Genomic DNA, 25,725 nt, shown 5'->3' on the forward strand with positions numbered 1-25,725 from the left:
GCCCGCCGAGAAGGAGCCCGCCGCTCGTTCGGTCACCAGCCGGGTCCTCGGCGTGCTGGACGTGTTCGCCGGGGAACGCCGTTGGCTGACCCTCTCGGAGATCAGCCGGCGGACGGGAATGCCGCTGACCACCACCCATCGGCTGGTCCGCGAGCTGGTGTCCTGGGGCGCGCTCGAACGCGACCACGACGGCCGCTACCAGATCGGGCTGCACCTGTGGGCCGTCGCGGCGATGGCCCCACGGCGGCTGGAGCTGAGGGAGGTGGCGATGCCGTTCCTGGAGGACCTGGCCGAGACGACCGGACGGTCGCAGGTCCTGCTGACGGTGCTGGACGGAACGGACGTGGTGCTCGTGGAGCGGATCGGCTCCCCGGTCGGCTCCCGGATCGGCTCCCGGGAGGTCGAACCGGCCGGCGGACGGGGCCCGGCGCACGCCACCGGCGACGGCCTGCTGCTCCTGGCGTACGCGGCGGTGGCCGTCCAGGAACGCTATCTCGCCCGCCACAGGCCGGCCACCGGCCTGCGCCGGGCGCTCGCCGAGGTGCGCCGCACCGGCGTGAGCGGCCCTTGGCTCGGTCCGGGGAGCACGGTGGCCGCGCCCGTACGGGGCGGGGCGGGCGAGGTCATCGCCGCCGTGTCGGTCGTCCCCCGGGACTCCGGCCCCAGGCCGAGCACGCTCGCGCCCCTGGTGGTGGCCACCGCCCGGGCCATCTCCCGCGCGTTATTCCGCCGGCGGGAACGCGTGTCAGCCGGCCGCCCGCGCGCGGCGCGGGCGGCCGGCCCGGCGTGGGTGGCCGGCTCGGAGCGCTCCGGTCAGAACGGGCAGGTGTCCATCCAGCGCGTGACCAGGGAGGTGTTGTTCTTGTCGGCGTCACGCGCGGTACCGCACAGGAACGGAGTGAAACGGGTGTCGTCGCGCAGCCAGCGACTGAAGAAGGACACGATCCACTTGCCCTGCTTGGCCTTGTTGCCGTAGCCGGTCATCGGGCAGAGATGGTCGCCGGGAACCTCGATGTAGAGCTTCTCGGCCTGCGTCATGGAGTTGTACCACGGCAGCGCGTACGTGCCGCCGGGAGCGGCCACGTCGCTCTGGCAGGTCAGGAAGAAGGTCGGCTTGGTGACTCCGGCGAAGTTCCCGTTCTGGTAGTACGGGGCCATGGGCACGCCCGCCTTGAAGCGGGCGTCGTCCCGGAGGGTCACCATCGTGCCGCCGCCGCCCATCGAGTGACCGGCCACACCGAGCGTGCCGTTGACCTTCCCGGAGATCGGGTTGCCGGTGGCGTTGCCGAGCGCGAGCAACTGGGTGCCGGCGGCCGCGATCTGACGGGCCCGCGAGTCGGGATCGTCGCTGAGCGTGAGGGTGCCGACGTTGATGACGACGAAGCCCCAGGAGGCGAGGCGGGGTGCGAGCCACTGCAGGTTCTGCTGGGTGCCCTGATAGCCCGGCATCAGCACGACACCCGGGTACGAGCCGCTCGCCGTCGGGTAGGTGACCGTACCGGACCCGTACCCGCTCGGGCTGGGAACGGTGTAGTCGGCGGTCGCCAGCGGCCCGTTCGTGGCCTCGAGCGAGGCGGTCGTCGGATCCGGGATGCCGTTGCCCGGTGGCGTCGTGCCGCCGCTGGAGCCGTAGACCTGGAATTCCCACAGCGAGTAGCCGTAGACGGTGCCGCGCGCGGTGCCGTAGACGCGGACGTACCGGCCGTTCCCGGTCACGTCGAGGGTCTGAACACCGCCGGCGCCGGTGGTGGTCGAGTAGACGGTGGTCCACGTCGTGCCGTCAGCGGACGTCTGGATCTGGAACGCGCGGGCGTATGCCGCTTCCCAACGCAGCACGACCTGGCTGATCTGGTCGGTGGCGCCGAGGTCGACGCTCAGCCACTGCGGATCGCTGAACGCGCTCGACCAGCGGGTCCCGGTGTTGCCGTCCACGGCGGCCGACGCGGGGGTGGAGGAGTTCTCGGTGGACGAGGCGGTCGCGGGCTTGCCCTGGGACAGCAGTTCGGCGGCGGCCGCCGGCCGGGCGGGGACGGCCACCAGCGCCACGGCGATGGTGGTGACCAGTGTGATCAGCACCGCAAGGGCGCGGGATCGGATTCGGGACGGTGACGTCGAGGCGAGCGGATGGCGGGGTGGTCGCATCGTTGTACCTCCGGTGAGGAGTGCGGGGGCGATGCTCGGAAACACCGTGCGGCCGCACCGTAAGCCTCACCGATGCCGCCGGAGGGCGGCCTTTCCGCTGAGCGGCAGGAAGCGAATTGGCCGGAAAACGCCTTCTGCTCGCCGGAAGACGCCGGAACCGCAATGCCGTGCGACGTAGGGCCACAGCCTGCCGTCCCGTGCGGATGGCCGCGTATCAGCACGGAGGCTCGGGGCAGATGTGGCCGACACTTAGTTTCAGACGATACCGTATCGAATGAATTGACGGCTGTAGTGTGGTCTCATGACCGCCGACGTTCCTCATGGAACCACTGCCCCGCGTGCGACCGGCCGCCCCGGGGATACCTCGCCTTTCGCTCTCGGCCTGCTGTTGCGCCGAGCGCACTGGCACGCGGCCACGGTGATGACAGAGGCGCTTCGGCCGCTCGGCATCGAGTTGCGGCATTTCGCCGTGCTGATCGTGCTGGTCGACCGCGGGCCCACGGTGCAGCGGGACCTGGCGGAGGCGACGGGGTCGGACAAGGCGGGAGTCATGCGGGTCGTGGACGACCTGGAGCGTAAGGGGCTGGCCGTACGCAAGGCCGTTCCGGGCGACCGGCGGGCGCGGGCAGTGGAGATCACGCCGCAGGGCATCGAGCTTTTCGACGCGGCCCACGTGGCGGCGGAGCCGCTGGCTGAACGTCTGGTCGCCCAAATGGGGCCCGGCGAGCCCGAGCGGCTGACGGACCTGCTGACCCGGTTCGCCTACCCCCCAGGCGACGACGACGCCGTGTGACGTGCCGGGTCGAGGCGTCACACGGCGTCCGCGGCCCAGGAGCTACGCGGCGAGGCGCTCCGCGAGTTCCTTGGCCTTGGTGTTCGCATTCTCGAAGGCGCGCTTGCGGGAGGCCTCGTAGAGGGGGACCAGTTCTGACATGGCCGGGTTGCGGGAGGCCATGGTGAGTTCCGGGACGATGAAGTCGAGGTCCAGACCGAGGCTGCCCCTGAGAACGGCCTCCAGGTAGTTCTGTACGAACTCGTAGCCCTCGCGCGGAGTGCCCTGCGCGTAGGAGCCGCCGCGGCTGGCGACGACGACGACCGGGGTGCCCTGGGCGGAGGGGGTCTCACCGGTGGTGCGGCCGGGCAGGAGCACGCTGTCCAGCCACGCCTTGAGGGTCGACGGGATCGCGTAGTTGTACATGGGAGCACCGATCAGGACGGCGTCCGCCTGCTCCAACTCCTCGATGAGTTTCACACGCGCGGCGAACGCGGCGGACTGCTCCGGAGTGTGCTCGGACGGAGCGGCGTAACCGGCGGACCAGGCGTCGGCGGTGATGTGCGGGACGGGGTCGGCGGCGAGGTCACGGTAGATGACCGTTCCCTCCGGGTGCCGCTCCTCCCAGGTCTGGCGGAAGGCGGCCGTGACCGAACGGGACGCGGACGCCTCGCCGGGGAACACGGACGAGTCGATGTGCAGCAGTGTGGCCATGGACTTTCTCCCGAAGTGCAGGGCCCGAGGCGGCGAACCAAGGGCTGAGGATCCGTACTCGATGATAGTTACACACGATATAATATCGAGTGATACCATATTGGATGTAACGGAGTCTGATCGCGTTGAGGGATGGAGTCAGGCGATCATGGACGTCTATGAGGCGGTCACGAGCCGACGGGCGGTGCGCCGGTTCACAGACCGGCATGTCCCGAGGGAGACGCTGGAGCGCGTGCTGTCCGCCGCGGCCTGGTCGCCGTCCGGATCGAACCTCCAGCCGTGGCACGCCTACGTACTGACCGGCGAACCGCTGGCCGAGGTCAAGAAGCGTGCCGGTGAGCGCCTGGCCGCAGGCGACCCCTGGGACGAGCCGGAGTACGAGCAGTACCCGCCCACGCTGAAGTCCCCGTACCACGAACGCCGACACGCCTTCGGTGAGCAGCGCTACGGCGCACTCGGCATTCCGCACGAGGACCTGGAAGCGCGACAGAGGGCCGCTTCCGCGAACTGGGACTGTTTCGGCGCGCCCGCCGCTCTGTTCTGTTACATCGATCGCGACATGGGCTCGCCCCAATGGTCCGATGTCGGCATGTATCTGCAGACCGTCATGCTGCTGCTCCGCGCCGAAGAGCTGCACAGTTGCCCGCAGATGGCCTGGGCGAAGTTTCACAGGAGCGTCGCGGAGGTCCTGTCACCCCCGGACGAGCTCATCCTCTTCTGCGGCATGTCGATCGGGTTCGAGGACGTCACGGTGGATCACGGCCGTACGGGCCGGGCACCGCTCGATGAGACGGTCACGTTCATCGATGGTCACTGACGCCGGCCGTCCTCCAGACCTGGACGAGCTGGGCCGCGAAGGTCATTCGGTACATCGGCGGCGTCGGCTGCGACGAGGAGGTCCTTGTCCAGATCGGCGGCCGAGCCCATGATGTTTACGTGAACATCGGGCAGGGCGAGGAAGTGCGGCGGATGCCCGCCGGGTTGGTCGCGCTCGGGCTCGGCGGCTTCGGGATCGGCCTGACCGAGTTCGTGATCGCGGGCCTGCTGCCCCAGGTGAGCCGTGACCTGGACGTCTCCGTCGCGGCGGCGGGGTGGCTCATCTCGGGATACGCCCTGAGCGTCGCGATCGGCGCGATCCTGCTGACCGCCGCCACCGGCCGCATCCACCGCAAGACCGTCCTCGTCGGACTGGTGGCGTTGTTCGTCCTCGGCAACCTGCTGTCCGCCGTCGCACCCACGTACGCCGTGGCGCTGCTCGGCCGCGTCGTCGCCGCCCTGTGCCACGGCTCCTTCTTCGGCATCGGCTCGCTCGTCGCCCGCCGCATGGTCCCGCCGGAGCGGGCCTCGCGCGCCGTCGCCGTGATGTTCGCCGGGCTGACGGTCGCCAACGTGCTGGGGGTGCCGTTCGGCGCCCTGGTCGGCGAACGCTGGGGCTGGCGCGCCACGTTCTGGGCGATCACCGGGATCGGCATGCTGGCCATGACCGCCATCGCCGTGTGGGTCCCGGCCTGGGCGGGCGCCGTGGACGAGGCTCACAGACCGGCCGGCCTGCGCCCGCAGCTACGCGCCTTCCGCTCCTGGCAGGTCTGGCTGACCCTCGCCGCCACCGCCCTCGGCTACGGCGGCATGTTCGGGGCGTTCAGCTACATCGCGTACACCTTCACCGAGGTCACCGGCTTCTCCAACGCCGACGTCGCCTGGCTGCTCGTCGTCTACGGCAGCGGCCTGGTGATCGGCAACGTCGCCGGGGGCCGCGCCGCCGACCACGACCGCGACCGCACGCTGATCGCGTCCCTGGCGGGACTCGCCGCCACGCTCGCGGCGTTCGGGCTGCTGGCCGACGGGAAGGTCGCCTCGGTGGTCCTGGTCTTCCTGATGGGCGTCTTCGGGTTCGCCGGCGTCCCCGGCATGATCACCCGTGTCACGGACGCCGCCGGCGGCGCGCCGCTCGCCGCCAGCGCCAACGTCTCGGCCTCCAACGTCGGCAACGCCCTGGGCGCCTGGCTCGGCGGCCTCACGATCAGCGCCGGCCTGGGCTACACCGCGCCGCTGTACGCAGGCGCCGCGGTCGTGGCACTCGGCCTCGCCGTGATGGTGGTCACCGCGCGCACCGGGCGTGTCGCCTCACCTCCGCCGACCGGTCCTGGCCAGGCCGCTGGTCATACCTGGCTGGACCAGGAACGCGGGCCCAGCACGAGCCGGTAGCCGTCTGGGACCACGGCCGGTGATCGACACGCGGGCTGGTCCGACGGCACCCCTGCTGACAGACTCTTCGGACATGGCGAACAGCGGACTGTGGGTCGGCGTCCTCACCGCGCTGACCGCGCTCGCAGCCAGCTACATCACCGCGCGGGCGACCTCGCGCGCAGCGCTGGCTCAAGCCCGGATGACCACAACGGCAGCGGCCCTTCGTGAGCAGCGCGACCGGCGCCGATCCACCTATCGGGAGATGATGAACTGCGCGCACGGGTTCTCTGAGGTCACATGGCAGATCGACGAGGTCGACGCGGCGCGCGACCGCGAGAGCAGGGACCGGCTCCTGACGCAGATGTACGAGCGCATCGGCCCGGCCATCGCGGACATGAACAAGGCGAACCATGAGGTCCGGCTCGACGGTCCTGCCGAGGTATCCGCCGCAGCGGAGCAGGTGCGGAAGATGGCACTATGCCTACAGCCGCTGCTCAAGGCGCTCATCGGTGACGACAGTCCCGAACGGCGGCACGACTACGACGCCTCCTACCGGGAGTTCCGGGAGGCCTACGTCGAGTTCATCGGTCTGGCGCGAGCAGCGCTGGAAATCAAGGATGAGGTCCGATAGCCCCTTTCGTCTCGGCGTGATCGAACGCGCGCACGCCGCGCGATCCTGCATCCGCCGCATGGCGTTCATCACGCGGGCGGCGGCTCAGGTGAAGTGCGGGAGGACCTCGTCGCGGAACAGGCGCATGGTCGCCAGCACCTGCTCCTGCGGCAGGTCGTACCACTGCATCCGCACGATGACGTAGCCGACGCCGAGCCGCTCCAGCGCCCGGAGCCGGTCGACCGCCAGCTCCGGCGTGCCGAAGATGTACGACTCGTCGGCGACCTCCTTCGCCGCCTCGGCGCTGGTCAGGTGACGGTACGACGCGGTGCGGTCCGGCGCGTTGAACGCGGCGTACGCGCGCGTCAGGGCGCCGCGGGCGCGCAGGCCGACCTCTCGTGCGCGGTCGCCGTCGTGGTCGAGGACGAGTTCGCGGCGGATGACGTACTCGTGCCGGCGCTCGTCCCCGAGCCGTTCGGTCTCCTCCCGATGCCAGCCGAGCACCGTCGTCAGCCGGTCCGGTGAGACGTGCGGCGGCACGATCCAGCCGTCGCCGAGCCGGGCGGCCCGGCGGGCGCCGGTGCGGTGGGCGCCCGCGCCGACCCAGATCCGCGGGCCGCCCGGCTGGACCGGGGGCAGGCTGATCCGCTCCTCGTCGAGGGTGAAGTGCGCGCCTCGGTGGCTGACCCGCTTTCCCGACCACAACGCCCGGATGATCTCCACGGACGCCTCGTACCGGGTCTTCCGCTCGTCCAAGGGGATGCCGAAGGAACGGAACTCGTTCTCCCGGTAGCCCATGCCGAACCCGGCGATCACCCGGCCTCCGGACAGGTGGTCGAGCGTGGCGAAGTGCTCGGCTACCTCGACCGGATGGTGCAAAGGCAGGATGAGCATATTCGTGCCGATGTCCATGTCACCGGTCTCGGCGGTCAGGGCGGCGAGCGTCGGCAACGGCTGCAGCGTCGGCATGGTGCCGAGGTAGTGCTGCAGCATCCAGATCGAGGAGAAGCCCGCCTCCCGGGCGGCGGCGACCTGCTCGCGCAGCGCGCCGATCCGTTCCGCCGGCACCACCTCCGGCGGGAAGTCGTTCATGATGGCCAGACCGAACCTCATCGCCGTCCCTTCGCCAGATCACCCTGCGCGTCCAGTGCTTCCTGCCAGGTTCCTCCGGCCAGGAGCAGCCTGCGGTACGGCGCGAGCTCTCTCATCACACCGAACCCCACGACGCCTCGCAACGCTCCGTCGCCTCCCGCGATGGCGACGAAACACCCGTCCTCCGGGTCGCCGTGCACGATCCGCACCTCGTCCTCGGGACGGAACCGCCCGTAGATCTGCAGCCGCCCGCCGAGCTGGTCGGACCAGACGTAGGGAACGCCGTCGCAGACGGCACGGCCGCCGGTGAGGTTCGCGGCCACCACGGCGGCGTGGTCGACGGCGTTGGTCCAGTGCTCCCCGCGAACCGGTTCCCCGTACCGGGGATGATGCCAGCGGGCGACGTCACCGGCGGCGTACACGCCCCGCGCACCGATCGCGGCCAGGTGCTCGTCGCAGACGACCCCGTCGTCCAGGGTGAGCCCCGAGCCGGTCAGCCACCCCGTCTCCGGCACGGCCCCGACGCCGAGCACGACCAGGTCGGCGGGGATGCGCTCGCCGCCGGTGAGCCGGACGGCGGTGACCGGACGACGGTCCGGCTCACCGGCCCCGGCCCGCTCAACCGCCACCACCTCGGCCCCGACGCGCTCAACCACCGCCACCTCGTCCACGGCCCGCTCGACCACCGCCGCCTCAACCCCGGCCCGCTCGACCACCGGCACCTCGTCCACAGCCCGCTCGACCACCGGCACCTCGTCCACAGCCCGCTCGACCACCGGCACCTCGGCCCCGGCACGCTGAACCGCTGGTGCCTCGGCCCCGCTCCGCTCGACCACCGGCACTTCGCCCACGGCCCGCTCGACCACCACCGCCTCAGCCCCGGCACGCTCAACCACCACCGCCCCGGCCCCGGCACGCTGAACCGCCGGCACCTCGGCCCCGCTCCGCTCGACCACCACCGCCTCAGCCCCGGCACGCTCAACCACCACCGCCCCGGCCCCGGCACGCTGAACCGCCGGCACCTCGGCCCCGCTCCGCTCGACCACCACCGCCTCAGCCCCGGCACGCTCGATCGCCGCCACGCCCGTACCGAGCCGCGGTGTCACCCCGGCCCGGGCGTGCAGCCGAGTGAGGGCGGCGCCGAGGTACGGCCCGAGGCCGCGCTCCATCAGGGCCGGTCGCGGCTCGACGATCGTGACCTCGCAGCCCAGGCGACGGGCGGTCCAGGCGACCTCGGCGCCGATGAACCCGCCGCCCACGACGACGACGCGGGCGCCCGGCCGGCAGCCGGCGCGGATCGCGGCGGCGTCCTCGGGGGTGCGCAGCGCGTGCACGCCGCCGCCCGGCCGGATGCCGGGGAGGAGACGCGGAGCCGACCCGGTCGCCACGACGAGCGCGTCGAAGCGGACCCGGTCGCCGTCGTCCAGGGCGACGGTCCGGTCACCGAGGTCCAAGCCGGTCGCCCGCCTGCCCAGCCGCGCGTCGACGTGGAGTTCGGTCAGCCGGTCGGCGGACAGCAGGGGCGGCGCGTCGGCCTTGGGGTCGGCGAGGTAGGTCTTGGACAGCGGGGGCCGGTCGGCCGCGACGCGCGGTTCGGCGCCGATGAGGGTGATGTAGGCGTCGGATCCCCTGCGGCGCAGGGCCTGCACGGCACGGACGCCGGCCAGTGACGCGCCGACCACGACGATGTGCACGGGATGCTCCTCAGCTGTCGGGGTCGGGGAACCGGGGACGGCGCTTCTCCAGGAACGCCCGTGCCCCTTCGGCCATGTCCGGGCTGCCGATGGACTGAACGAGCATGCCCAGTCCGGTGCTGAAGGAGTCGCGGGCGGCGTTCCACCAGACATTGGAGCTGACCTTGGTGATCTCCAGGTAGCGCGGGCTGAGCACGGCCAGCTCCTCCACCCAGGCGTCGACGGTCGGGACCAGTTCGTCGTCGGGTACGACGGCGTTGACCAGGCCGAGGTCCAGGGCCTGGGCCGCGGTGTAACGACGGCAGAGCATCGCGAGCTCCTTGGCCCGTTTCTCCCCGATCTGCAAGCCCATCACGTTGGTCGCCCCGGTGACCGGCGAGCTCCCCACGCGCGGGCCGGTCTGGCCGAACGTCGCCGACTCGGACGCGATCGCCAGGTCGCAGGCGACGACGAGTTCGTTCCCGCCGCCGGCCGCGGGGCCGTTGACCGCGGCGATGACCGGCCGGGGACAGGACCGTACGGCGTCGAAGAGGCGCAGCGACGCGCGGTACAGGCCGCGCATCTCCGTGACGTCGGGCTCGCTGAGGCCGGCCAGCGCGCCGCCCGCGCAGAACGCGCCTCCGGCGCCGGTCAGCACGACCGCCCGTGAGCGGTTCGCGGCGTCGATGGCCTCGGCGACCGCCTCGGCCATTCCCGGGTCGTAGGCGTTGCGGCGTTCGGGGCGGTCGAGGGTGATCCAGGTGGCGTCTCCACGCTGTTCTACCAGGACGTCACCGCCGCCGTACACACGATCAGTCATTGCCGTTCAGCCCCATCAGGCGGGCGAAGTTGCCGCCGAGAATGCCCTCGGTCCGCTCGTCGGACAGGCCGAGGGCGCGGATCGCCGCGATCTCCCGCGCCGGGTCGGCCATCGGCCAGTCCGAACCGAACACCACGCGGTCGGCGCTGTGCCGAGCGATGATCTTCCGGACCCGGTCGGGGTCGACCTCGGCCATCGTCGGTGGCCAGGACGTCTCCAGGTAGACGTTCTCTCCGAGGAGCACGTCCTCGGCCTCGTCGAGACGGTGGTAGCCGCCGAAGTGGCAGGCGATCAGCCGCAGGTCCGGGAACCGGCGCGCGATGTCGCGGACCATCGCCGGCGTGGCCCGCTCGTTGCTCCGCCGGTCGCCTCCCGCACCGACGTGGGCGATGACCGCGATCTCCGAGCCGAACGCCTCGAGGATGTCCCACAGCCGCGGATCGTCGTACGCGAATCCCTGGAACAGCGAGTGGAGTTTCACGCCGGTGATGCCGTTCCGGCGAAGGCTCGCAAGGTTCTCCTCGGCCGGCAGATCCGGATGCACCGTGCCGAAGCCCAGCAGCCGGTCGCCGCGCTCGCGGGCGACGAACCGGTTGACGCCGTCCACGTGCCGGGCGGTGTCCGCGATGCCGAGAAGCACGCCGCAGTCCACGCCCGAACGGGCCAGCACGTCGCGCAGGGTCGAGATCCGACCGTCCCCGTGCCGCTCCAGCTGCGGAACGCGGCCGCTCAGCGCCCGCTCGGCGAGGGCGTCCGGCCACGCGTGACAGTGCACATCGATGATCATGATGTTCCTCCGCCGTCGACGGTGACGATGGACCCGGTCGTGTACGAGGACAGGTCGCTCGCCAGGTACAACGCCGTGCCGACGATCTCCTCGGGCCGACCGCCCCGGCGGAGCGCGAAGCGGCCCGCACGCTCGGCGAACGCCGCCATGTCCCAGGAGGCGCTGACGTCGGTGAGGAAGGTGCCCGCCATGATCGCGTTGACCCGTACGGCCGGCCCGAACGCGTGCGCGAGACCGACGGTGATCGCGTTGAGGCCGGCCTTGGCGGCGGCGTACGGCACGATGTCCGCCCGGGGACGCGCCGCCCCGGTGCTGCTGATGTTGATGATCGAGCCTTCGCCAGCGGCGGCCATGCGGGTGCCCGCGAGCGCGGCCAGCCGGAAGGGGCCCTTGAGGTTGACGCCGATGACCTTGTCGAACAGCTCCTCGCCGACGTCCGCGACGGTGCCGTAGCGCGGCGACATGCCAGCATTGTTGACCAGCACGTCGAGCCGGCCGAACTCCGCGTACGCCGCGTCGACGAGGCCGTCCAGCTCGCCCCAGTGCCCGACGTGACAGGCGTACGGGAGGGCCCTCCGGCCGGTCGCCGCACTGACCTCGGCGGCCGCCCGCTCGCAGGCGTCGAGCCTGCGGCTGGCGATGACCACGTCAGCGCCGGCCTCGGCCAGCCCCAGCGCGATCGACCGGCCGAGCCCGCGGCTGCCGCCGGTCACCAGCGCCACCCGGCCGCCGAGGTCGATCGGCACACCGATCACCGAGCCCCCGCCCGCAACGGACCCACTCGGCACGCCGGTCACCGAACCGCCGCCCACGGCAGACCCACTCGCCACGCCGGTCACCGAGCACTGGCCCGCAGCGGACCCACTCGGCACACCGGTCACCGAGCCCTTATCCGCCTCGGACCCATTCCGCACGCCGGTCACCGGACCCCCGCCCGCAGCGGGCCCACGATCCGCTCCGCGCCGAGCCCGGCGAGTTCCGCGGGCGACAGGGCGAGCAGCTCGCGCAGGGCCGGCTCGGTGTGCTCCCCGATCTCCGGTACCCCGTCGTACACGGGCCCCGGATACCCGCCCAAGTGCAGGATGGGGCCGGGGACCAGCGCCGGGCCGAGGACGGTCCCGGCCAGGTCGACGAGTGTGCGCTCCCGGAAGTGCGGATCCTCGACGACGTCCCGCGCGTCGTTGACCGGTGCCGCGACGACCTCGTGCCGGTCCAGGTCGGCGAGCACCTTCGCGCGTGGCCGGGCGGCCACCCAGGCGGCGACGATGCCCTGCAGTTCATCGTTGTGCTCCATCCGTGCCGTGTTGGTGGCGAACCGCGGATCGTCGGCGAACTCCGGATGCTCCATCGCCTCGAACAGCCGGAGCGCGATCCGCTGCGACGAAGCGGCGATGGACAGCCACCTGCCGTCCCCGGCCCGGTAGATGCCGCGCGGCGAGGCCGAGCCCGAGCCGTTCCCGACACGCTGTTGGATCTCCCCGGTGCTCGTGTAGCGCAGGATCATGTCGCCGAGGATGAACATCAGCGGCTCGTACAGCGCGACGTCGACGACGCCGCCGAGGCCGGTGCGCGACCGCGCCAGCAGCGTCGTGACCGTGCCGTACGCCGCGGAGATCCCGGCGATCGAGTCGGCGAACCCGAACGGCGGCGAGGTCGGCGGGCTGTCCGGCCAGCCGTTCGTGAACGCGTACCCGCTGGCGGTCTCGGCGACCGTGCCGAAGCCCGGGCGCTCGCGGTACGGACCGGTCTGCCCGAATCCGGAGACGCGGGTGAGCACCAGGCCGGGGTTGTCCGCCGCGAGCACGTCGTAGCCGAGGCCCCACTCCTCCAGCCGGCCGGGCCGGAACGACTCCAGAACAACGTCGACGCGGGCCGCCAGCCGGCGGACCAGGTCACGGCCGGCGGGCTGCCGCAGGTCGATGCCGACCGACTCCTTGCCCGCGTTGAGCCGGGCGAAGCCGAGGGCGAGGCCCTCGTGCTGTGGCGTCCAGTGCCGGGCGTAGTCGCCGGTCGCCGGGTCCTCGACCTTTACGACGCGCGCGCCGAAGTCGCGCAACATCCGGCCGGCCGTCGGGGCGGCGTACATCGTCCCGACCTCCAGCACCGTCACCCCGGCGAGCGGAGGGTCGGCGGCCCCCGCGCACCCGTCCGATGCCCGGCCGTTCACGTGGTGCCTCTGCGACTCGCTCATTCCGTGCCTCCCGCTCGCCTCCAGGGCGCCCGAGGACGCCGTCTTCGCTCGTCGCCGCGCTGGAAGGCGCTCGCCGACGCGGTTCGCGGTCGCCCTACGCGCCGCCCTCCCTCGCCGGGCCGCCGCTCGACTGCGCTCGCCAGCACGGGCGCGGGCGCGGTTCGCGGTCGCCGCACGCGCCACCCTCCCCCGCCCGGTCGCCGCTCGACGGCGGTCCGCGGCGCGAGCACGGTTCGCGGTCGGCCGACGCGCCGTCCTCGCTCGTCGCTCCGGTCGCTTCGCTCCTTAGGCCAGACGACGCGCGACCGCTCTGTTCGATGGCGCTCGCTTCGCTCCTTAGGCCAAACGACGCGCGACCGCTCTGTTCGATGGCGCTCGCTTCGCGAACGCGGGAGCGGTCGCCCGATGCTCCGTCGTCCCTCGTCTGGTCGCCGCTCCCTGCGCTCCTCAGTCCAGGCGACGCGCGCCGGCTCACGCTCGCCGCACCCCTCCGTCCAGAGGACGTCACTCCCTTGCGCCTCGCTCATTCCAGGCCTCCGCTCGGTACGAAGGGCGTCCCGGGCGCCGCGGCGACGTGGGCGAGCCACGCGCGCGCGGTGTCGGCGTGCGCCTTGTCGATGTGCAGGCCGCGGTACCGGACCGCGCCGTCGCCGACGGCGGCCGCACGCTCGTAGGCGGCGACGAGGCCCTCGTGGAAGGCGATCTCGTCGGGCGAGGCGGAGAAGACCTCGTTGATGGTCGCGACGTGCGACGGATGAATCGCGATCATTCCGCGGAAGCCCAGCCGGCGGCCCTGCCGCGCGAACTCCCGCAGGCCGTCGAGGTCGTCGAGACGCTCCCAGAGGGCGGTGAGCGGGTGGATGCCGGCCTCCCGGCAGGCCAGCAGGACGCGGCTGCGGAGGTACAGGGTCTCCTCCCCGCCCGGCGTCCACTGGTAGCCGACGGCCCGCGCGATGTCGGCGTGCTCGGCGGTCGGGCCGATCATCGCTCCGATGCGGGGCGAGGCGAGCGCGATCTCCCCGGCGCGCTGGATCGCGCCGACGGTCTCGACCGGGACGATGTACCACAGTCCGGTGACGCCGTTGCGGTGCTCGAAGTGGTCGAGGAGCGCGTCGTAGCGGATGACGTCGGCGGGTTCGCCGATCTTCGGGGCGAAGACGCCGGTGAGTCCCGGCACCACCGCCGCCTCCAGGTCGGCGCCGGTCAGGTGGGTGTCCAGCGCGTTGGGGCGTACGAAGAGCCCGACCCGGCCGTCGCGTTTCCGCACATCGGCGACCGACTGGGCGACGGCCGTACGGGCCTGTTCCTTCAGGTGGCCGGGGACCGAGTCCTCCAGGTCGAGCACGATCGCGTCGGCGCCGGCGGCCAGCGCCTTGGCGACCCAGGCCGGTTTGTGCCCAGGGCACGAAGAGGATCGAGCGGTAGGGCACCATCAGCGGCCCCCCGTCCCAGCCGGGCGGTGGACGAAGTGGATTGAGCGGTGAGGCAACATCAGCTGCCTCCCGTCTCGGCCAGCCGGTGGACGAAAAGGATCGAGCGGTGAGGCAACATCAGCCGTCCCCCCGTCCCGGCCAGCCGGTGGACGAAAAGGATCGAGCGGTGAGGCAACATCAGGCTCCTCCCGCGCCGGCCAGGCGGTCGTGGGTGTCGGGCGTGACGCCCTCGGCCCGCAGCGCGGCCTTCCGTACGCGCTCGGACGGGGTCTTCGGCAGCTCGTCGACGAAGCGGATGAAGCGCGGTACGGCGAAGGCGGGGACCCGTCCGGCGCACCAGTCCCACAGCTCCTGCGGCTTGACGTCGCGCGACGCGACGACGCAGGCCATCACCTCGTCCTCGCCGGCCTCGACGCCGGCGTCCACCCCGATCACCGCGCACTCCACCACCGGGTCGTATCCCAACAGCGCCTGTTCGACCTCGTACGAGCTGATGTTCTCGCCGCGCCGGCGCAGGGCGTCCTTGTACCGGTCGACGAAGTAGAACCAGCCGTCGGCGTCCTTGCGCAGCGCGTCGCCGGTGTGGAACCACAGGTTCCGCCACGCCTCGGCGGTACGTTCGGGCATGCCGTAGTAGCCGAGACTGCACGTCCACGGGTGCTTCGGCCGTACGACGAGCTCGCCGATCTCGCCGACGGGGACCTCGGCGTCGGTGTCCGGGTCGACCAGCCGCACGTCGAACCAGTCCGCGGCGGCGAGCCCGGCGGCCCCGGCGGGCCGGTCCTCGCCGTACGGGGAGAGGATGGGCGCGCTGGTCTCGGTGAGCCCGAAGACCTCGACGAACGCCTCGACGCCGAACCTCTCGCGGAAGCCGGCGAGGATGGAGCTCGCGGTCGGCGCGGCGAACACCGAGCGCAGGCGGTTGTCGGCGTCGCCGGGCCGGGCGGGCTGCTTCCAGATGAAGTCCATCATCACGCCGATGAGGTTGGTGACGGTGGCGCCGGACTCGCGCAGCTGGTCCACCCAGCGGCTGGCGCTGAACCGCGGCCGCACCACGAGCCGCGCCGGCGATCAGCGCCGGGTAGGCGGCCATGAACTGGGCGTTTCCGTGGAAGAGCGGCGTGCAGGTGAAGTAGACGTCCTCGGCGGTGAGGCGCTGCAGGCTGACGACCTCTTCGCCGAAGAAGAACATCTGCGCGTGCGGCATGGCCACGCCCTTCGACGGGCCGGTCGTGCCGGAGGTGAAGAAGATCGAGGCGAGCGATCGGGGCTCCGGCGCGGGCGGGTCGAATCCGGGGCGGGCGCCGTCGGCGAGTTCCTCCCACGGCCGGGCGTCCCATCCGGCGTCGCGCAGCGCCCGTACGGCCTCGGACTGCGCGCCGTGGTCGATCACCCAGAACCGCTCGATCACCCGTGCCGCGTCGGCGACGGCGAGGAAGCGGCCGGCCAGGGCGTCGTCGACGATCGCCCACCGTGGGGCGGCGGTCGTCAGCTGATGCTCCAGGAAGACGCCTTCGTAGGCGGTGTTGACGGGCACCTCGACGTAGCCGCCGACGCCGGTGCCCAGCCAGGTCCGTACGAACTGGGAGGAGTTGGCGGCCATCACCAGAACGCGGTCGCCCGCGTCCGCGCCGGCCCGTGCCAGGCCGTCGGCGACCGACTCGGCCTGCTCGAGGGCCTGCGCGTACGTCCAGCTCAGCCCCTCCTCCGGAGTGTCGAGGAAGGTCGCGTCCGGCCGGTGCCGCGCCTGGTGCCGCAGCACGGTCGACAGGGTCCAGTCGCGCTGGTCGGGGAACACCGGCCTGAGGTCCGTGTAAGTACGCATATCACCCAATCCGCCCGGCCACTCACACCACCGAACAAAGTAAGATAATCATACGCATGGTTTTGTGGCCAGGGCTACCGCGGGTTCACCGGCCCGTCGAGGACCGGGTCAGGGTCTTGGCGAGCTGGCCGGTCAGGACCTCGTTGCCGCCCTCGTAGATCCGCATCGGCCGGGCGTCGCGATACAGCCGCTCGATCACCGAGCCCGACACCAGGCCGAACCGGCCCATCATCTGCACGCACCGGTCGACCACCCGGCCCGCCATCTCGGTCGCGCCCACCTTGGCCATCGACGACCAGTGCAGGTTGGCCAGCGGGTCGGCGGCGGCCCGCGACGCCGCCGCGTACGTGAGCAGGCGCGCGGACTCCAGCTCGGTCCACGACGTCCCGAGCATCTGCGGGATCGGCCCCAGCCGGGACAGGGTGGTGCCGAACTGCTCGCGCCCGGTCGTGTGGCGCACCGCCTCGTCCAGCGCGGCCTGCGCCAGGCCCACCGCCGCCCCCGCCACCGAGACCCGGAAGGTCGCCAGCGTCCCCAGGACCAGCGGAAACGCCTGTCCGGCCGCGCCGATGCGATGGTCCGCCGGGACCCTGGCGTCCTCGAAGCGCACCGTCCCGAGCACGTGCGGGGCGATGATGTCCGGGCCGCTCTCGACGCGCACTCCCCCGGTCGCCGCCGGGACCAGGACGAGGCTGTGGCCGTCGCCCTCCCGGCACAGCACCGTGTAGACGTCCGCGGCGCCGGCGTTGGTGATCCACGACTTGACGCCGGTGACGACCAGCTCGCCGTCGCGCTCGGCGACGCGCGTGGTGACCGCTCTGAGGTCGGAGCCGACGCCGGGCTCGGTCAGGGCCAGGGCCGCGATCGCGTCGAGGGCCGCGATCCGCGGCAGCCATTCCCGCCGCACGTCGCCGTCTCCCCCGGCCGCGAGGGCGTATCCGCCGATGCCCTGCATCGCGAACATGGAGTCCAGGTGTCCCGAGACCGCCATCAGCGCCTCGCGCACGACCGTGACGGCGAGGGGGTCCACGGTCTCGTCCACGCCTCCGTACGCCGCCGGGACGGTCAGCCCGGCCAGGCCGCTCTCGCGCAGCGCCGCACGCAGCCCGGGGTCCAGACCGGTCCCGGCGTCGGCCGCGCCGGCCCGGTCCCGTACCGACTCCGCCAGCTTCACGGCGCGTTCTCGCAGGTCCTCGTGTCGCCGTGGCAGTTCGAAGGGCATCTCGTCTCCTCGGTCGGGACGGGTGCGGGCTCGCGTCAGCGCCGCTGGTCGAAGGTGCGGCCGAGCAGTTCGGAGACGATCCGGGTGCGCTGCATCGTCGGCGTGCCCCCGGCCAGCGCCCAGCCGTGCGCATCGCGGTGCAGGCGCTCGATGCCGTACTCCTCGGTGTAGCCGTTGCCTCCGTGCAGCTGGATGGCCAGGTCGGTCACCCGCTTGGCGGTCTCGTTGGCGGTGCACTTGGCGATGGACACCTCCAGGGGCGAGGGAAGGCCGCGCCCGGCGCCCCGGGCCGCGCGGTACACCAGCAGCCGCGCGGCCTCCACCTGCATGACCATGTCCGCGACGGTCAGCTGGGTGGCCTGGAACTCGATGATCGGCTTGCCGAACGCCTTCCGCTCCTGCACGTAGGCGACCGTGCGGTCGAGCGCCGTCTGCGCGATCGCGAGGCTCATCGTGGCGTTGCCGAGGCGCTCCAGCGAGAACCCGGTGAACAGGTCGCGGAACCTCCCGGCGGGAACGAGCAGGTTGGCCGCCGGCACCCGGACGTCGTCGAAGAACACGTCACAGGACGGGATGCCACGGAAGCCCATCAGCCGCTCCTGGGCGCCGTACGAGACGCCCGGGGTGTCGGCGTCGACGACCAGCGCGCCGATGCCCCGGGCACCGGGCGCGTCCGACATCCGGGCGTACAGCAGGTACTGGTCGGCGTGCCCGCCGCCGGAGATCCAGCGCTTGGCGCCGTTCACGCGGTAGTGGTCGTCGTCGAGGACCGCCGAGGTCGTCATGTCGGTGGCGGCCGAGCCGGCGTCCGGCTCGGAGATCGCCACGGCCATCGTCGCGTCCCCGCGGATGATCGGGGGAAGGTAGCGGGCGCGCAGGTCGTCGCCGCCGAGCAGGTTGACGACCGTGGCGGGGCCGGTGTTGCACTCGAACACCTGGAAGGCGGCCGGCCGGCACTCCTTGGCGAGCTCCTCGATGACCACGAGGGCGTCGAGGACCGGAGCCCCGGACCCGCCGAACTCCTCGGGCAGCGTGATGCCGAGCAGGCCCAGGTCGCCGAGCCTGCGGCGCTCCTCAGCCGGGAGCGGCGTGCGCTCGGCGTCCCAGCCGGCGGCCAGCGGAGCGTAGTGCTCACGGGCGAGATCGCGCGCCATCCGGCGGATCTCCCGCTGTTGGTCGGAGAGGTCGGCGTCCTGGGGGCTGTCGATCACTGCGGACATAGATTTCATGATATTGGTATGCATGGTTAGACCGTCAAGGCTCGCCGAGGAGGCCGGCACCATGTCCGCAGCCGTCATCGTCGACGCGGTGCGCTCGCCCATGGGCCGGGGCAGGCCGGGCGGCGCGCTCGCCGGGGTCCATCCCGTCGGCCTTCTCGCCCAGGTGCTCACCGCGCTGGTCGAGCGGACCGGCCTGGACCCGGGCACCGTCGACGACGTCCTCGTCGGCTGCGTGGGCCAGGCCGGCGAACAGTCGGCCACGCCCGGCCGGCAGGCGTGGCTCGCGGCGGGGTTCCCCGAGCACGTCCCGTCGGTGACGATCGAGCGCAAGTGCGGCTCGGGCCAGCAGGCGCTCGACTTCGCCGTCCAGGGCGTCGCCGCCGGCGCGTACGACATCGTGATCGCCGCGGGCGTCGAGTCGATGAGCCGGGTGCCGATGGGCTCGGCCCGGATGGGCGCGGATCCCTTCGGGCCCGAGGTCCTCGCGCGGTACGCCCCGGTCCCGCAGGGCGTGGCGGCCGAGCTCGTCGCGGACAAGTGGGGGCTGACGCGGGAGGCGCTCGACGCGTACGCCGTGCGCTCCCACACGCGTGCCGCGCACGCCGCCGCCTCCGGTGCCTTCGACCGCGAGATCGTGCCGATCACGACGGCGGACGGCGTCGTGTCCGCGGACGAGACCATCCGGCCGGGCTCGACCGCCGAGCGGCTCGCCGCCCTCCCGCCCGCCTTCGCGGGCTCCGAACACGCCGCCCGCTTCCCCGGCCTCGACTGGAAGATCACCGCGGGCAACTCCTCCCAGATCACCGACGGCGCCGCCGCGATGCTCGTCATGAGCGAGGAGCGGGCCGCGGCGCTCGGCCGCACGCCGCGGGGCCGGGTCGTCGCCTCGGCCGTCCGTGGCGACGACCCGGTGCTCATGCTCACCGGCCCCATCCCCGCGACGCGCGCGCTGCTGCGGCGCTGCGGCCTGTCGCTCGACGACGTCGCCGCCGCCGAGGTCAACGAGGCGTTCGCCTGCGTCCCGCTCGCCTGGCAGGCGGAGTTCGGCCTCGACGACGACCGGCTCAACCCCCGTGGCGGCGCGATCGCGCTCGGACATCCGCTCGGTGCCTCCGGCATCCGGCTGGCGACCACGCTCCTCGGTTTCCTCGAGGACACCGGCGGGCGCTACGGCCTGCAGACCATGTGCGAGGCGGGCGGCATGGCCAACGCCCTGATCCTGGAGAACCTCGGCGCGCGCTGAGCGCCCGGACGTGGAAGGACATCATGGACGTCACATCGGGATCGGCCGTCGTCACGGGCGGGGCATCGGGACTCGGGCTCGCGACCGCCCGGCGGCTGGTGGGCGCGGGAGTGCCCACCGTGCTGCTGGACCTGCCCCAGTCCGACGGCGCGGCGATCGCCGCGGACCTGGGCGGCAAGACCCGCTTCGTACCCGCCGACGTCACCGACCCCGCCGGAGTGACCGCTGCCCTGGACGCCGCGGAGGAGCTGGCGCCGCTGCGGACGCTGGTGCACTGCGCGGGGCGTGGCGGCGCCCTGCGGATCGTGGACTCGGCCGGTGAGCCCGGCTCGCTCGAGCTGTACGAGTCCGTGGTGCGGGTCAACCTCATCGGCACCTTCAACACGCTGCGACTCGCGGCCGCGCGGATGGCCCGCAACGAGCCGGTCGAGGACGAGCGCGGCGTCTGCGTGCTCACCGCCTCCGTCGCCGCGTGGGAGGGGCAGATCGGCCAGCTCCCGTACGCCTCGGCCAAGGCGGGCATCGTCGGGATGACCCTGGTGGCCGCCCGGGACCTGGCCTCGAAACTGATCCGCGTCTGCACGATCGCGCCCGGCCTGTTCGACACCCCGATCCTGGCGCGGCTCCCGGAGAAGGTACGGGACTCGCTCGCGACGATGGCGCCGCACCCGCGCCGGCTCGGCGCACCGGACGAGTACGCGCGGCTGGCCCTGCAGATCGTGGACAACCCGATGCTGAACGGCGAGACGATCCGGCTGGACGGCGCGATCAGGATGCAGGCCCGGTGAGCGTCCGGACCGAGCGTGAGGACGCCGTCCTCGTCGTCACCATCGACCGGCCTGGCGTCCGCAACGCCATCGACACCGCCACCGCCGAGGCGATCGGGGCCGCGATGGCGCGGCTCGACGACGACGACTCGCTCTTCGCCGGCGTCCTGACCGGCGCGGGCGGCACGTTCTGCGCCGGAATGGACCTCAAGGCGTTCCTCGCCGGGGAGCGCCCATCGGTGCCGGGCCGTGGTTTCGCCGGACTGGTCGAGGCACCGCCGGCCAAGCCCCTCATCGCCGCCGTCGAGGGGTACGCGCTGGCCGGCGGGTTCGAGATCACCCTGGCCTGCGACCTGATCGTCGCCGCCGACGACGCGTGGTTCGGCCTGCCGGAGGTACGCCGTGGCCTGATGGCCGGGGGCGGCGGGCTGCTACGGCTCCCCCGGAAGGTGCCCCTCGGAAAGGCCGCCGAATGGGCGCTCACCGGTGACCGGATCAGCGCCGCCGAGGCGCACGACGCGGGACTCGTCAACCGGCTGACGCCCCACGGAGAGTCCCTGACCGAGGCGAAGTCCCTCGCCGCGCGGATCGCCGCCAACGGCCCCCTGGGCGTACGGGCCACCAAACGCGTCCTGTACGAGAGCGGCCGGTGGCCGGCCGACGAGGCGTTCGCCCGGCAGAACGAGATCTACGAGCCCGTACGGTCGTCGGAGGACGCACGCGAGGGCGCGGCCGCGTTCACCGAGAAGCGCTCCCCGGTGTGGCGCGGCCACTGATCGATCTCCGACGGGGCACCGGGCGACCTCCGCGGTGACGCGGCCGCCAGGCGATCTCCACACGGGCCTCGGCCGCGGTGCCGGGCGCCGACCGATCTCCACGGGGCCCCGGCCGCCGTGCTGGACGCCGACCGACTTCCACGCGGGCCCGGCCGCCGTACCGGGCGACCTCGGCGCGAGCCCCGACCGCCGTACCGGGCCCGCGCCTATCGCCAGTCGACGACCTCGTTGACGAGGTGCGGGTGGCGCCGGCGTACGAAGTCGGCGTACTCCTGCATGTGCTGGCGCATGAGACGCTCGGCCTCGGCGGCCCGCCCCTTGGCGATGGCCTTGGCGATCGCCTGGTGCGCGGCCATGACCTCGTCGCGCCGCTCCCGGGGGAACAGCAGCCCGCTGACCTGGTCGTGGAAGATGTGCTCCAGCGACAGGGTCACCAGGTTGAGGATCGGGTTGCCCGACATCGAGGCGACCCGCTGATGGAAGTCGTGGGTGGCGGCGAAGTACGCGCCTTCGTCGTCCAGCACGGACGGGTCGTCCGCGTCGGCGAGCCGTTTCTCCAGCGAGGGATCGTTCCGCTGGGCCGCGATCCGCGCCATCATCGGCTCCAGCACGAGCCGCGCGTCCATCAGTTCGCCGAAGGTGACCCCGCCCAGGTGGTAGAAGAGGGTGGACATCCGGCCGTAGTCGCGGGTACCCACCTCGATGAGCATCGGGCCGCCGTGACGCCCCGGCTTCATCGTGATGAGCCCGTGCACTTCGAGAATGCGCAGGGCCTCGCGCAGCGAACCGCGCCCGACGCCGTACTCTTCGATCATCTCGGCCTCGGACGGCAGGACCGTGCCGGGCTCGAGCTTGCGGGCGACGATCTCGCGGACGATCTCCTGGGCCAGCGACTCGGCGACCTTGGTCCCTCGCTTGATCCGCTTGCGGGGAGCCGCGTCCTCGTCCATGCCCCAAGACATCATCATGATGATAAGGATACGGATTCCGGCGTACGCTACGGCGCGATCGGCGCAACAGGTGTCCGTCGTGATCCGCACCTCGTCCTCGACGGACACCCGGTAGTACGCCCTACTTCGGTGCCTGGAAGCCGCCGATCTTCTGTTCGAGCAGTTCGGCCAGCCGCAGCGGGGTGCGATCCTCGAACATCGGACCGATGAGCTGCACTCCCACCGGCAGACCCTCGGGGGACCGGCCCGTTGGTATGGCGGTGGCGGGCAGGCCGGGCATGGTGGCCAGACCGGCCCAGACGAGCTGGTCGAAGTACGGGTACTCGACGCCGTCGATGTCGATCCGGCGTTCCCTCGGATCGGGGTTGTGGTCGTGCGGGAACGCGGGAGTGGGCGTGATCGGACACACCACGGCGTCGAACTCGGCGAAGAACTGTCGCCAGCCGTGGCGGTGGAGCTCGCGACGGTTGTTCGCCTCGATCCAGTCGCGGTGACTGAGCACCATGCCGCGCAGCATCGCCGCATCGAGACTCTGGTCGTCCGCGCTCAGTCCGGCGGCGTGGGTCCGCAGCTGCTCGTACGCTTCGACGGGAAAACGTGCGACGGAGCCCGAAAACAGCAACTGCCTGTAGAGCATCGCGGCTTCGGTCAGATCGGGCAGCAGCGGACTGTGCCGTTCGACGCGGGCACCGTCGTCGACGAGCGCGTCGGCCACCCGGTTCACGCCCGCCCGTACAGCGGACCCGGTCGGAATGAGCGGATGCTCGTCGAGGACCAGGACCCGGAAGTCGCGGAGCCGCTCGCGGCGCGCGGGCGGCAGCGTCAAGTCGTACGCCACACCGAGCGTCAGCGGGTCCGGTCCGGCCATGACGTCGAGCAGGAGCGTGAGGTCGCGGGCACTGCGCGCCATCGGACCGACGACGGCGAGGTCGAGGTCGACCGGCAATGGCGGTGCCGGCGGCGCGACCATGCCGCGGGTTGCCGCCAGTCCGAGTGTCGGCTTGTGCGCATAGATGCCGCAGAAATGCGCGGGGGTGCGCAGCGAACCGGCGAGGTCGGAGCCGATGGACAGCGCGCCGAATCCGGACGCCAGGGCCGCCGCCGATCCACCGGACGATCCGCCCGACGTGCGATCGTGATCCCACGGGTTGTTGGTGGTGCCGTAGATCTCGTTGAAGCTCTGGATATCTTGCAGCCCCAAGGGCACATTGGTCTTACCGAGCACCACCGCGCCCGCGGCCTTGAGCCGCGACACCTGTACCGCGTCCTCGGCCGGCATGTAGTTCCGGTGTTGCGGCATGCCCCAGGTCGTGGGCAGCCCGGCGATATTGTAGGACTCTTTGACCGTCACCGGGATGCCGAGCAGCGGCCGGTCCTCGCCGCGGGCGCGCGCCTGGTCGGCATCGCGCGCGGCGGCCCGCGCACGGTCGAAGTCCGGCACACAGATCGCGTTGATCACCTTGTCGTCCCGCTCGATACGGGCGATCGCCTCGTCGGTCAGTTCCGCCGAGGTCACTTCACCGGCACGCAAGGCAGCCGCGAGTTCTTCTGCAGTCTGAAAATTCCACTCCATGAATCGGACCGTACCGGCCTCTGGAACAGGCCAGGAAATACCTCTTCGCGCAACGAGATGAACGTCTCAATATTCATCGTCTCCCTCTCCGGTCAGCGACAATTCGCTCGACCGTCGGCGATGGCGCCGCACGGCGGGATCGGTGTCGGCCTGGGAGTTCAGGAGACCTTCATCGGACACCCGCGCGTACTCCGCGAGACTGCGAACCGACCGGTCGCCGCGCGAATGGGAATTCGCGCTGCCGATTGTTGTGAATGTTGCATTTTGCCGTCGAAGGTGCCCTCAAGGCGTTCAGGGCGGCTTTCCAGCGGGCGATCCAGCGTGTGCGGCCCTTGTCGGTGGGATCCAGGCTCATGACCGCCAGGTAGACGCACTTCGATTGCCACCGGGCCCCTCACAGGCGGACGACGACGAGGGCGATGTCGTCGGTGCCGCCGCAGGAGACCTCGAGGTCGGACAGGACGGCGTCGGCCAGCCGCTCCGGGGCGAGCGTACGGTGGCCGGCGAGGCTGTCGGCGAGCCGATCCAGGCCGGCGTCGATGTCCTCGTCGCGGCGTTCGACGAGGCCGTCGGTGTAGAGGGCGAGGACGCTCCCCTCCTCGTACGTCCGGGTCGCCTGGGGCCGTGGGATGTGGTCGGGGCGCGCGCCCAGCGGCGGGTCAGTGGCCTGGTCGAGGAGTTCGACGACCTGGCCGGGGCCCGCCAGCATGGGCGGGAGATGCCCCGCACAGCTGTAGTCGATCGTGTGGGCGTCCCGGTCGATGACGGTCTGAACGGCGGTCGTCGCCAGCGCCCCGTCGACGTAGCGGGCGTAGAGGCCGAGGATGTTCAGCGCGTCGGCGGGCCCGTCCACGGTACGGATCGTCGCGCTCAGGGCGCTGCGCAGCTGGCCCATCACGCCCGCCGCCGACAGGCCGTGGCCGACGACGTCCCCGACGGCCACCGCGAGACGGGTCGTGGTCAGATCGACCAGGTCGTACCAGTCGCCGCAGACGTTCAGTGAGCCGACGGCGGGCAGGTAGCGGACGGCCGCGTCCCGGTGCTGAAACGGGATCATCGCGGGAAGCATGGACTGCTGGAGCGCCAGCGCCACCCTGCGCTCCCTGTCGTGGGCCTGCCTCAGCTGTTCGTTGAGCTCCTGCAGTTCCATGGCGCGGACGTACAGCTCGGCCTCCATCTCCTCGCCGCGCTCGCGCAGGTTCCGCACCCGGCCGCCGTGGATCCGGTTCCGTTCCCGGACGAAGGCGGTGACGTCCTCGACGCGGTGGATCAGCAGCATGACCTTTCCGTCCGAACCCAGGACCGGCGTATTGATCGGGCTCCAGTAGCGTTCCTCGAACTCTCCGGGACGGCCGACGACCGGGATGTCGTACTTCTGGGTCGCCATGGTGTCCCGCCGCCCCGTGGTCAGGGCCCGGCGCAGAGACGCGCTGAGGTTGCGCGTCCCGTTGGCGGCTGGATCCGCCGGATTGTCGGGGAACGCGTCGAAGATGTACTGGCCAAGCAGGTCATCCCGCTCGCGCCCGGTCGCTTCCAGGTATGCCTGATTGACGTCGGCGATGATCAGCTCGGGTGTCAGGATCAGGCATGGGCTGGGCGCCGCGGCGAACAGGGCCCGGTAGTCGATTTCCCGTTCCATCACATGCTCTCTAAGTGCATGCCTTCCTCCTAAATCTACGAGATTTCGGATGATCAGGCATGAAACGCCTTCCGATGATCGTCCCGGAT

Annotated in this window: 22 protein-coding genes and 2 pseudogenes; 8 read left to right on the plus strand and 16 right to left on the minus strand. The window is 71.8% G+C overall.

Going from position 1 to position 25,725, the window contains the following annotated elements:
• Positions 1–61: 61 nt before the first annotated feature.
• Positions 62–658: pseudogene (locus ACYVF7_RS40080) on the plus strand (IclR family transcriptional regulator); the annotation flags it as partial.
• Between the two features lie 155 nt (positions 659–813).
• Here ACYVF7_RS40080 and ACYVF7_RS40085 read toward each other — a convergent pair.
• On the minus strand, positions 814–2,076 hold the full coding sequence (locus ACYVF7_RS40085; protein WP_460351086.1) for a poly(ethylene terephthalate) hydrolase family protein: 1,263 nt from the start codon (positions 2,074–2,076) through the stop codon (positions 814–816).
• 367 nt (positions 2,077–2,443) lie between these two features.
• Here ACYVF7_RS40085 and ACYVF7_RS40090 point away from each other — a divergent pair, with 367 nt between their 5' ends.
• Positions 2,444–2,935 carry a MarR family winged helix-turn-helix transcriptional regulator gene (locus ACYVF7_RS40090; protein WP_460351088.1) on the plus strand — a complete coding sequence of 164 codons (492 nt, stop codon included), beginning with the start codon at positions 2,444–2,446 and terminating at the stop codon, positions 2,933–2,935.
• A gap of 42 nt (positions 2,936–2,977) precedes the next feature.
• Here ACYVF7_RS40090 and ACYVF7_RS40095 read toward each other — a convergent pair whose 3' ends face one another.
• Complete coding sequence (locus ACYVF7_RS40095; protein WP_460351090.1) at positions 2,978–3,628, minus strand: FMN-dependent NADH-azoreductase; 651 nt, start codon at positions 3,626–3,628, stop codon at positions 2,978–2,980.
• 148 nt (positions 3,629–3,776) lie between these two features.
• Here ACYVF7_RS40095 and ACYVF7_RS40100 point away from each other — a divergent pair, with 148 nt between their 5' ends.
• The 3 genes from ACYVF7_RS40100 (at position 3,777) to ACYVF7_RS40110 (ending at position 6,446) form a co-directional block, all read left to right on the plus strand.
• Positions 3,777–4,445, plus strand: a complete 669-nt coding sequence (locus ACYVF7_RS40100; protein WP_460351092.1) for a nitroreductase — start codon at positions 3,777–3,779, stop codon at positions 4,443–4,445.
• 119 nt (positions 4,446–4,564) lie between these two features.
• On the plus strand, positions 4,565–5,833 hold the full coding sequence (locus ACYVF7_RS40105; RefSeq protein ID WP_460351094.1) for an MFS transporter: 1,269 nt from the start codon (positions 4,565–4,567) through the stop codon (positions 5,831–5,833).
• Positions 5,834–5,906: 73 nt separating this feature from the next.
• Positions 5,907–6,446, plus strand: a complete 540-nt coding sequence (locus tag ACYVF7_RS40110) for a hypothetical protein (RefSeq protein WP_460351096.1) — start codon at positions 5,907–5,909, stop codon at positions 6,444–6,446.
• An 84-nt stretch (positions 6,447–6,530) separates the two neighbouring features.
• On the opposite strand, the gene ACYVF7_RS40115 is transcribed toward ACYVF7_RS40110, so the two are convergent.
• The 11 genes and pseudogenes from ACYVF7_RS40115 to ACYVF7_RS40165 all read right to left on the minus strand — a co-directional run bounded on the left by ACYVF7_RS40115 (position 6,531) and on the right by ACYVF7_RS40165 (position 18,688).
• On the minus strand, positions 6,531–7,538 hold the full coding sequence (locus ACYVF7_RS40115) for an LLM class flavin-dependent oxidoreductase (RefSeq protein WP_460351098.1): 1,008 nt from the start codon (positions 7,536–7,538) through the stop codon (positions 6,531–6,533).
• The gene (locus tag ACYVF7_RS40120; protein ID WP_460351100.1) at positions 7,535–9,211 is read right to left on the minus strand and encodes an NAD(P)/FAD-dependent oxidoreductase; all 1,677 of its coding nucleotides are present in this window, start codon (positions 9,209–9,211) and stop codon (positions 7,535–7,537) included. The genes ACYVF7_RS40115 and ACYVF7_RS40120 overlap by 4 nt, the downstream gene beginning before the upstream one ends.
• Before the next feature lie 10 nt (positions 9,212–9,221).
• Positions 9,222–10,010, minus strand: coding sequence for an enoyl-CoA hydratase/isomerase family protein (locus tag ACYVF7_RS40125; protein WP_460351102.1), 789 nt, complete (start codon positions 10,008–10,010; stop codon positions 9,222–9,224).
• The gene (locus tag ACYVF7_RS40130) at positions 10,003–10,797 is read right to left on the minus strand and encodes an amidohydrolase family protein (protein WP_460351104.1); all 795 of its coding nucleotides are present in this window, start codon (positions 10,795–10,797) and stop codon (positions 10,003–10,005) included. Before ACYVF7_RS40130 ends, ACYVF7_RS40125 begins: the two co-directional genes overlap by 8 nt.
• Positions 10,794–11,627 carry an SDR family NAD(P)-dependent oxidoreductase gene (locus ACYVF7_RS40135; RefSeq protein WP_460351106.1) on the minus strand — a complete coding sequence of 278 codons (834 nt, stop codon included), beginning with the start codon at positions 11,625–11,627 and terminating at the stop codon, positions 10,794–10,796. Before ACYVF7_RS40135 ends, ACYVF7_RS40130 begins: the two co-directional genes overlap by 4 nt.
• 89 nt (positions 11,628–11,716) lie before the next feature.
• Positions 11,717–12,988 (minus strand): CaiB/BaiF CoA transferase family protein, encoded by a 1,272-nt coding sequence (locus ACYVF7_RS40140; protein ID WP_460351108.1) that lies wholly within the window; start codon positions 12,986–12,988, stop codon positions 11,717–11,719.
• A 523-nt stretch (positions 12,989–13,511) separates the two neighbouring features.
• On the minus strand, positions 13,512–14,333 hold the full coding sequence (locus tag ACYVF7_RS40145) for an HpcH/HpaI aldolase/citrate lyase family protein (RefSeq protein ID WP_460351110.1): 822 nt from the start codon (positions 14,331–14,333) through the stop codon (positions 13,512–13,514).
• Between the two features lie 265 nt (positions 14,334–14,598).
• Entirely contained in the window at positions 14,599–15,048 is a 450-nt protein-coding gene (locus ACYVF7_RS40150) for an AMP-binding enzyme (protein ID WP_460358374.1), read from the minus strand.
• 93 nt (positions 15,049–15,141) lie between these two features.
• Positions 15,142–16,246 (minus strand): annotated as a pseudogene (locus ACYVF7_RS40155) (AMP-binding protein); the annotation flags it as partial.
• Positions 16,247–16,331: 85 nt separating this feature from the next.
• Positions 16,332–17,468 (minus strand): acyl-CoA dehydrogenase family protein, encoded by a 1,137-nt coding sequence (locus ACYVF7_RS40160; protein ID WP_460351112.1) that lies wholly within the window; start codon positions 17,466–17,468, stop codon positions 16,332–16,334.
• Positions 17,469–17,503: 35 nt separating this feature from the next.
• Positions 17,504–18,688: an acyl-CoA dehydrogenase family protein gene (locus ACYVF7_RS40165; RefSeq protein ID WP_460351114.1), complete on the minus strand. Its 1,185-nt coding sequence runs from the start codon at positions 18,686–18,688 to the stop codon at positions 17,504–17,506.
• 61 nt (positions 18,689–18,749) lie between these two features.
• Here ACYVF7_RS40165 and ACYVF7_RS40170 point away from each other — a divergent pair, with 61 nt between their 5' ends.
• The 3 genes from ACYVF7_RS40170 to ACYVF7_RS40180 are packed head-to-tail and all read left to right on the plus strand — an operon-like array spanning position 18,750 to position 21,474.
• Complete coding sequence (locus tag ACYVF7_RS40170; protein WP_460351116.1) at positions 18,750–19,931, plus strand: thiolase family protein; 1,182 nt, start codon at positions 18,750–18,752, stop codon at positions 19,929–19,931.
• Positions 19,932–19,954: 23 nt separating this feature from the next.
• A complete protein-coding gene (locus ACYVF7_RS40175; RefSeq protein ID WP_460351118.1) occupies positions 19,955–20,719 on the plus strand; it encodes an SDR family NAD(P)-dependent oxidoreductase in 765 nt (254 codons plus the stop codon).
• Positions 20,716–21,474, plus strand: coding sequence for a crotonase/enoyl-CoA hydratase family protein (locus ACYVF7_RS40180; RefSeq protein ID WP_460351120.1), 759 nt, complete (start codon positions 20,716–20,718; stop codon positions 21,472–21,474). Before ACYVF7_RS40175 ends, ACYVF7_RS40180 begins: the two co-directional genes overlap by 4 nt.
• Positions 21,475–21,680: 206 nt before the next feature.
• On the opposite strand, the gene ACYVF7_RS40185 is transcribed toward ACYVF7_RS40180, so the two are convergent.
• The 3 genes from ACYVF7_RS40185 to ACYVF7_RS40195 all read right to left on the minus strand — a co-directional run bounded on the left by ACYVF7_RS40185 (position 21,681) and on the right by ACYVF7_RS40195 (position 25,636).
• Entirely contained in the window at positions 21,681–22,442 is a 762-nt protein-coding gene (locus ACYVF7_RS40185) for a FadR/GntR family transcriptional regulator (protein ID WP_460351122.1), read from the minus strand.
• A 103-nt stretch (positions 22,443–22,545) separates the two neighbouring features.
• On the minus strand, positions 22,546–23,997 hold the full coding sequence (locus ACYVF7_RS40190) for an amidase (protein ID WP_460351124.1): 1,452 nt from the start codon (positions 23,995–23,997) through the stop codon (positions 22,546–22,548).
• Between the two features lie 394 nt (positions 23,998–24,391).
• The gene (locus ACYVF7_RS40195; RefSeq protein ID WP_460351126.1) at positions 24,392–25,636 is read right to left on the minus strand and encodes a PP2C family protein-serine/threonine phosphatase; all 1,245 of its coding nucleotides are present in this window, start codon (positions 25,634–25,636) and stop codon (positions 24,392–24,394) included.
• Positions 25,637–25,725 lie beyond the last annotated feature (89 nt).

Source organism: Actinoallomurus acanthiterrae (assembly GCF_054775715.1).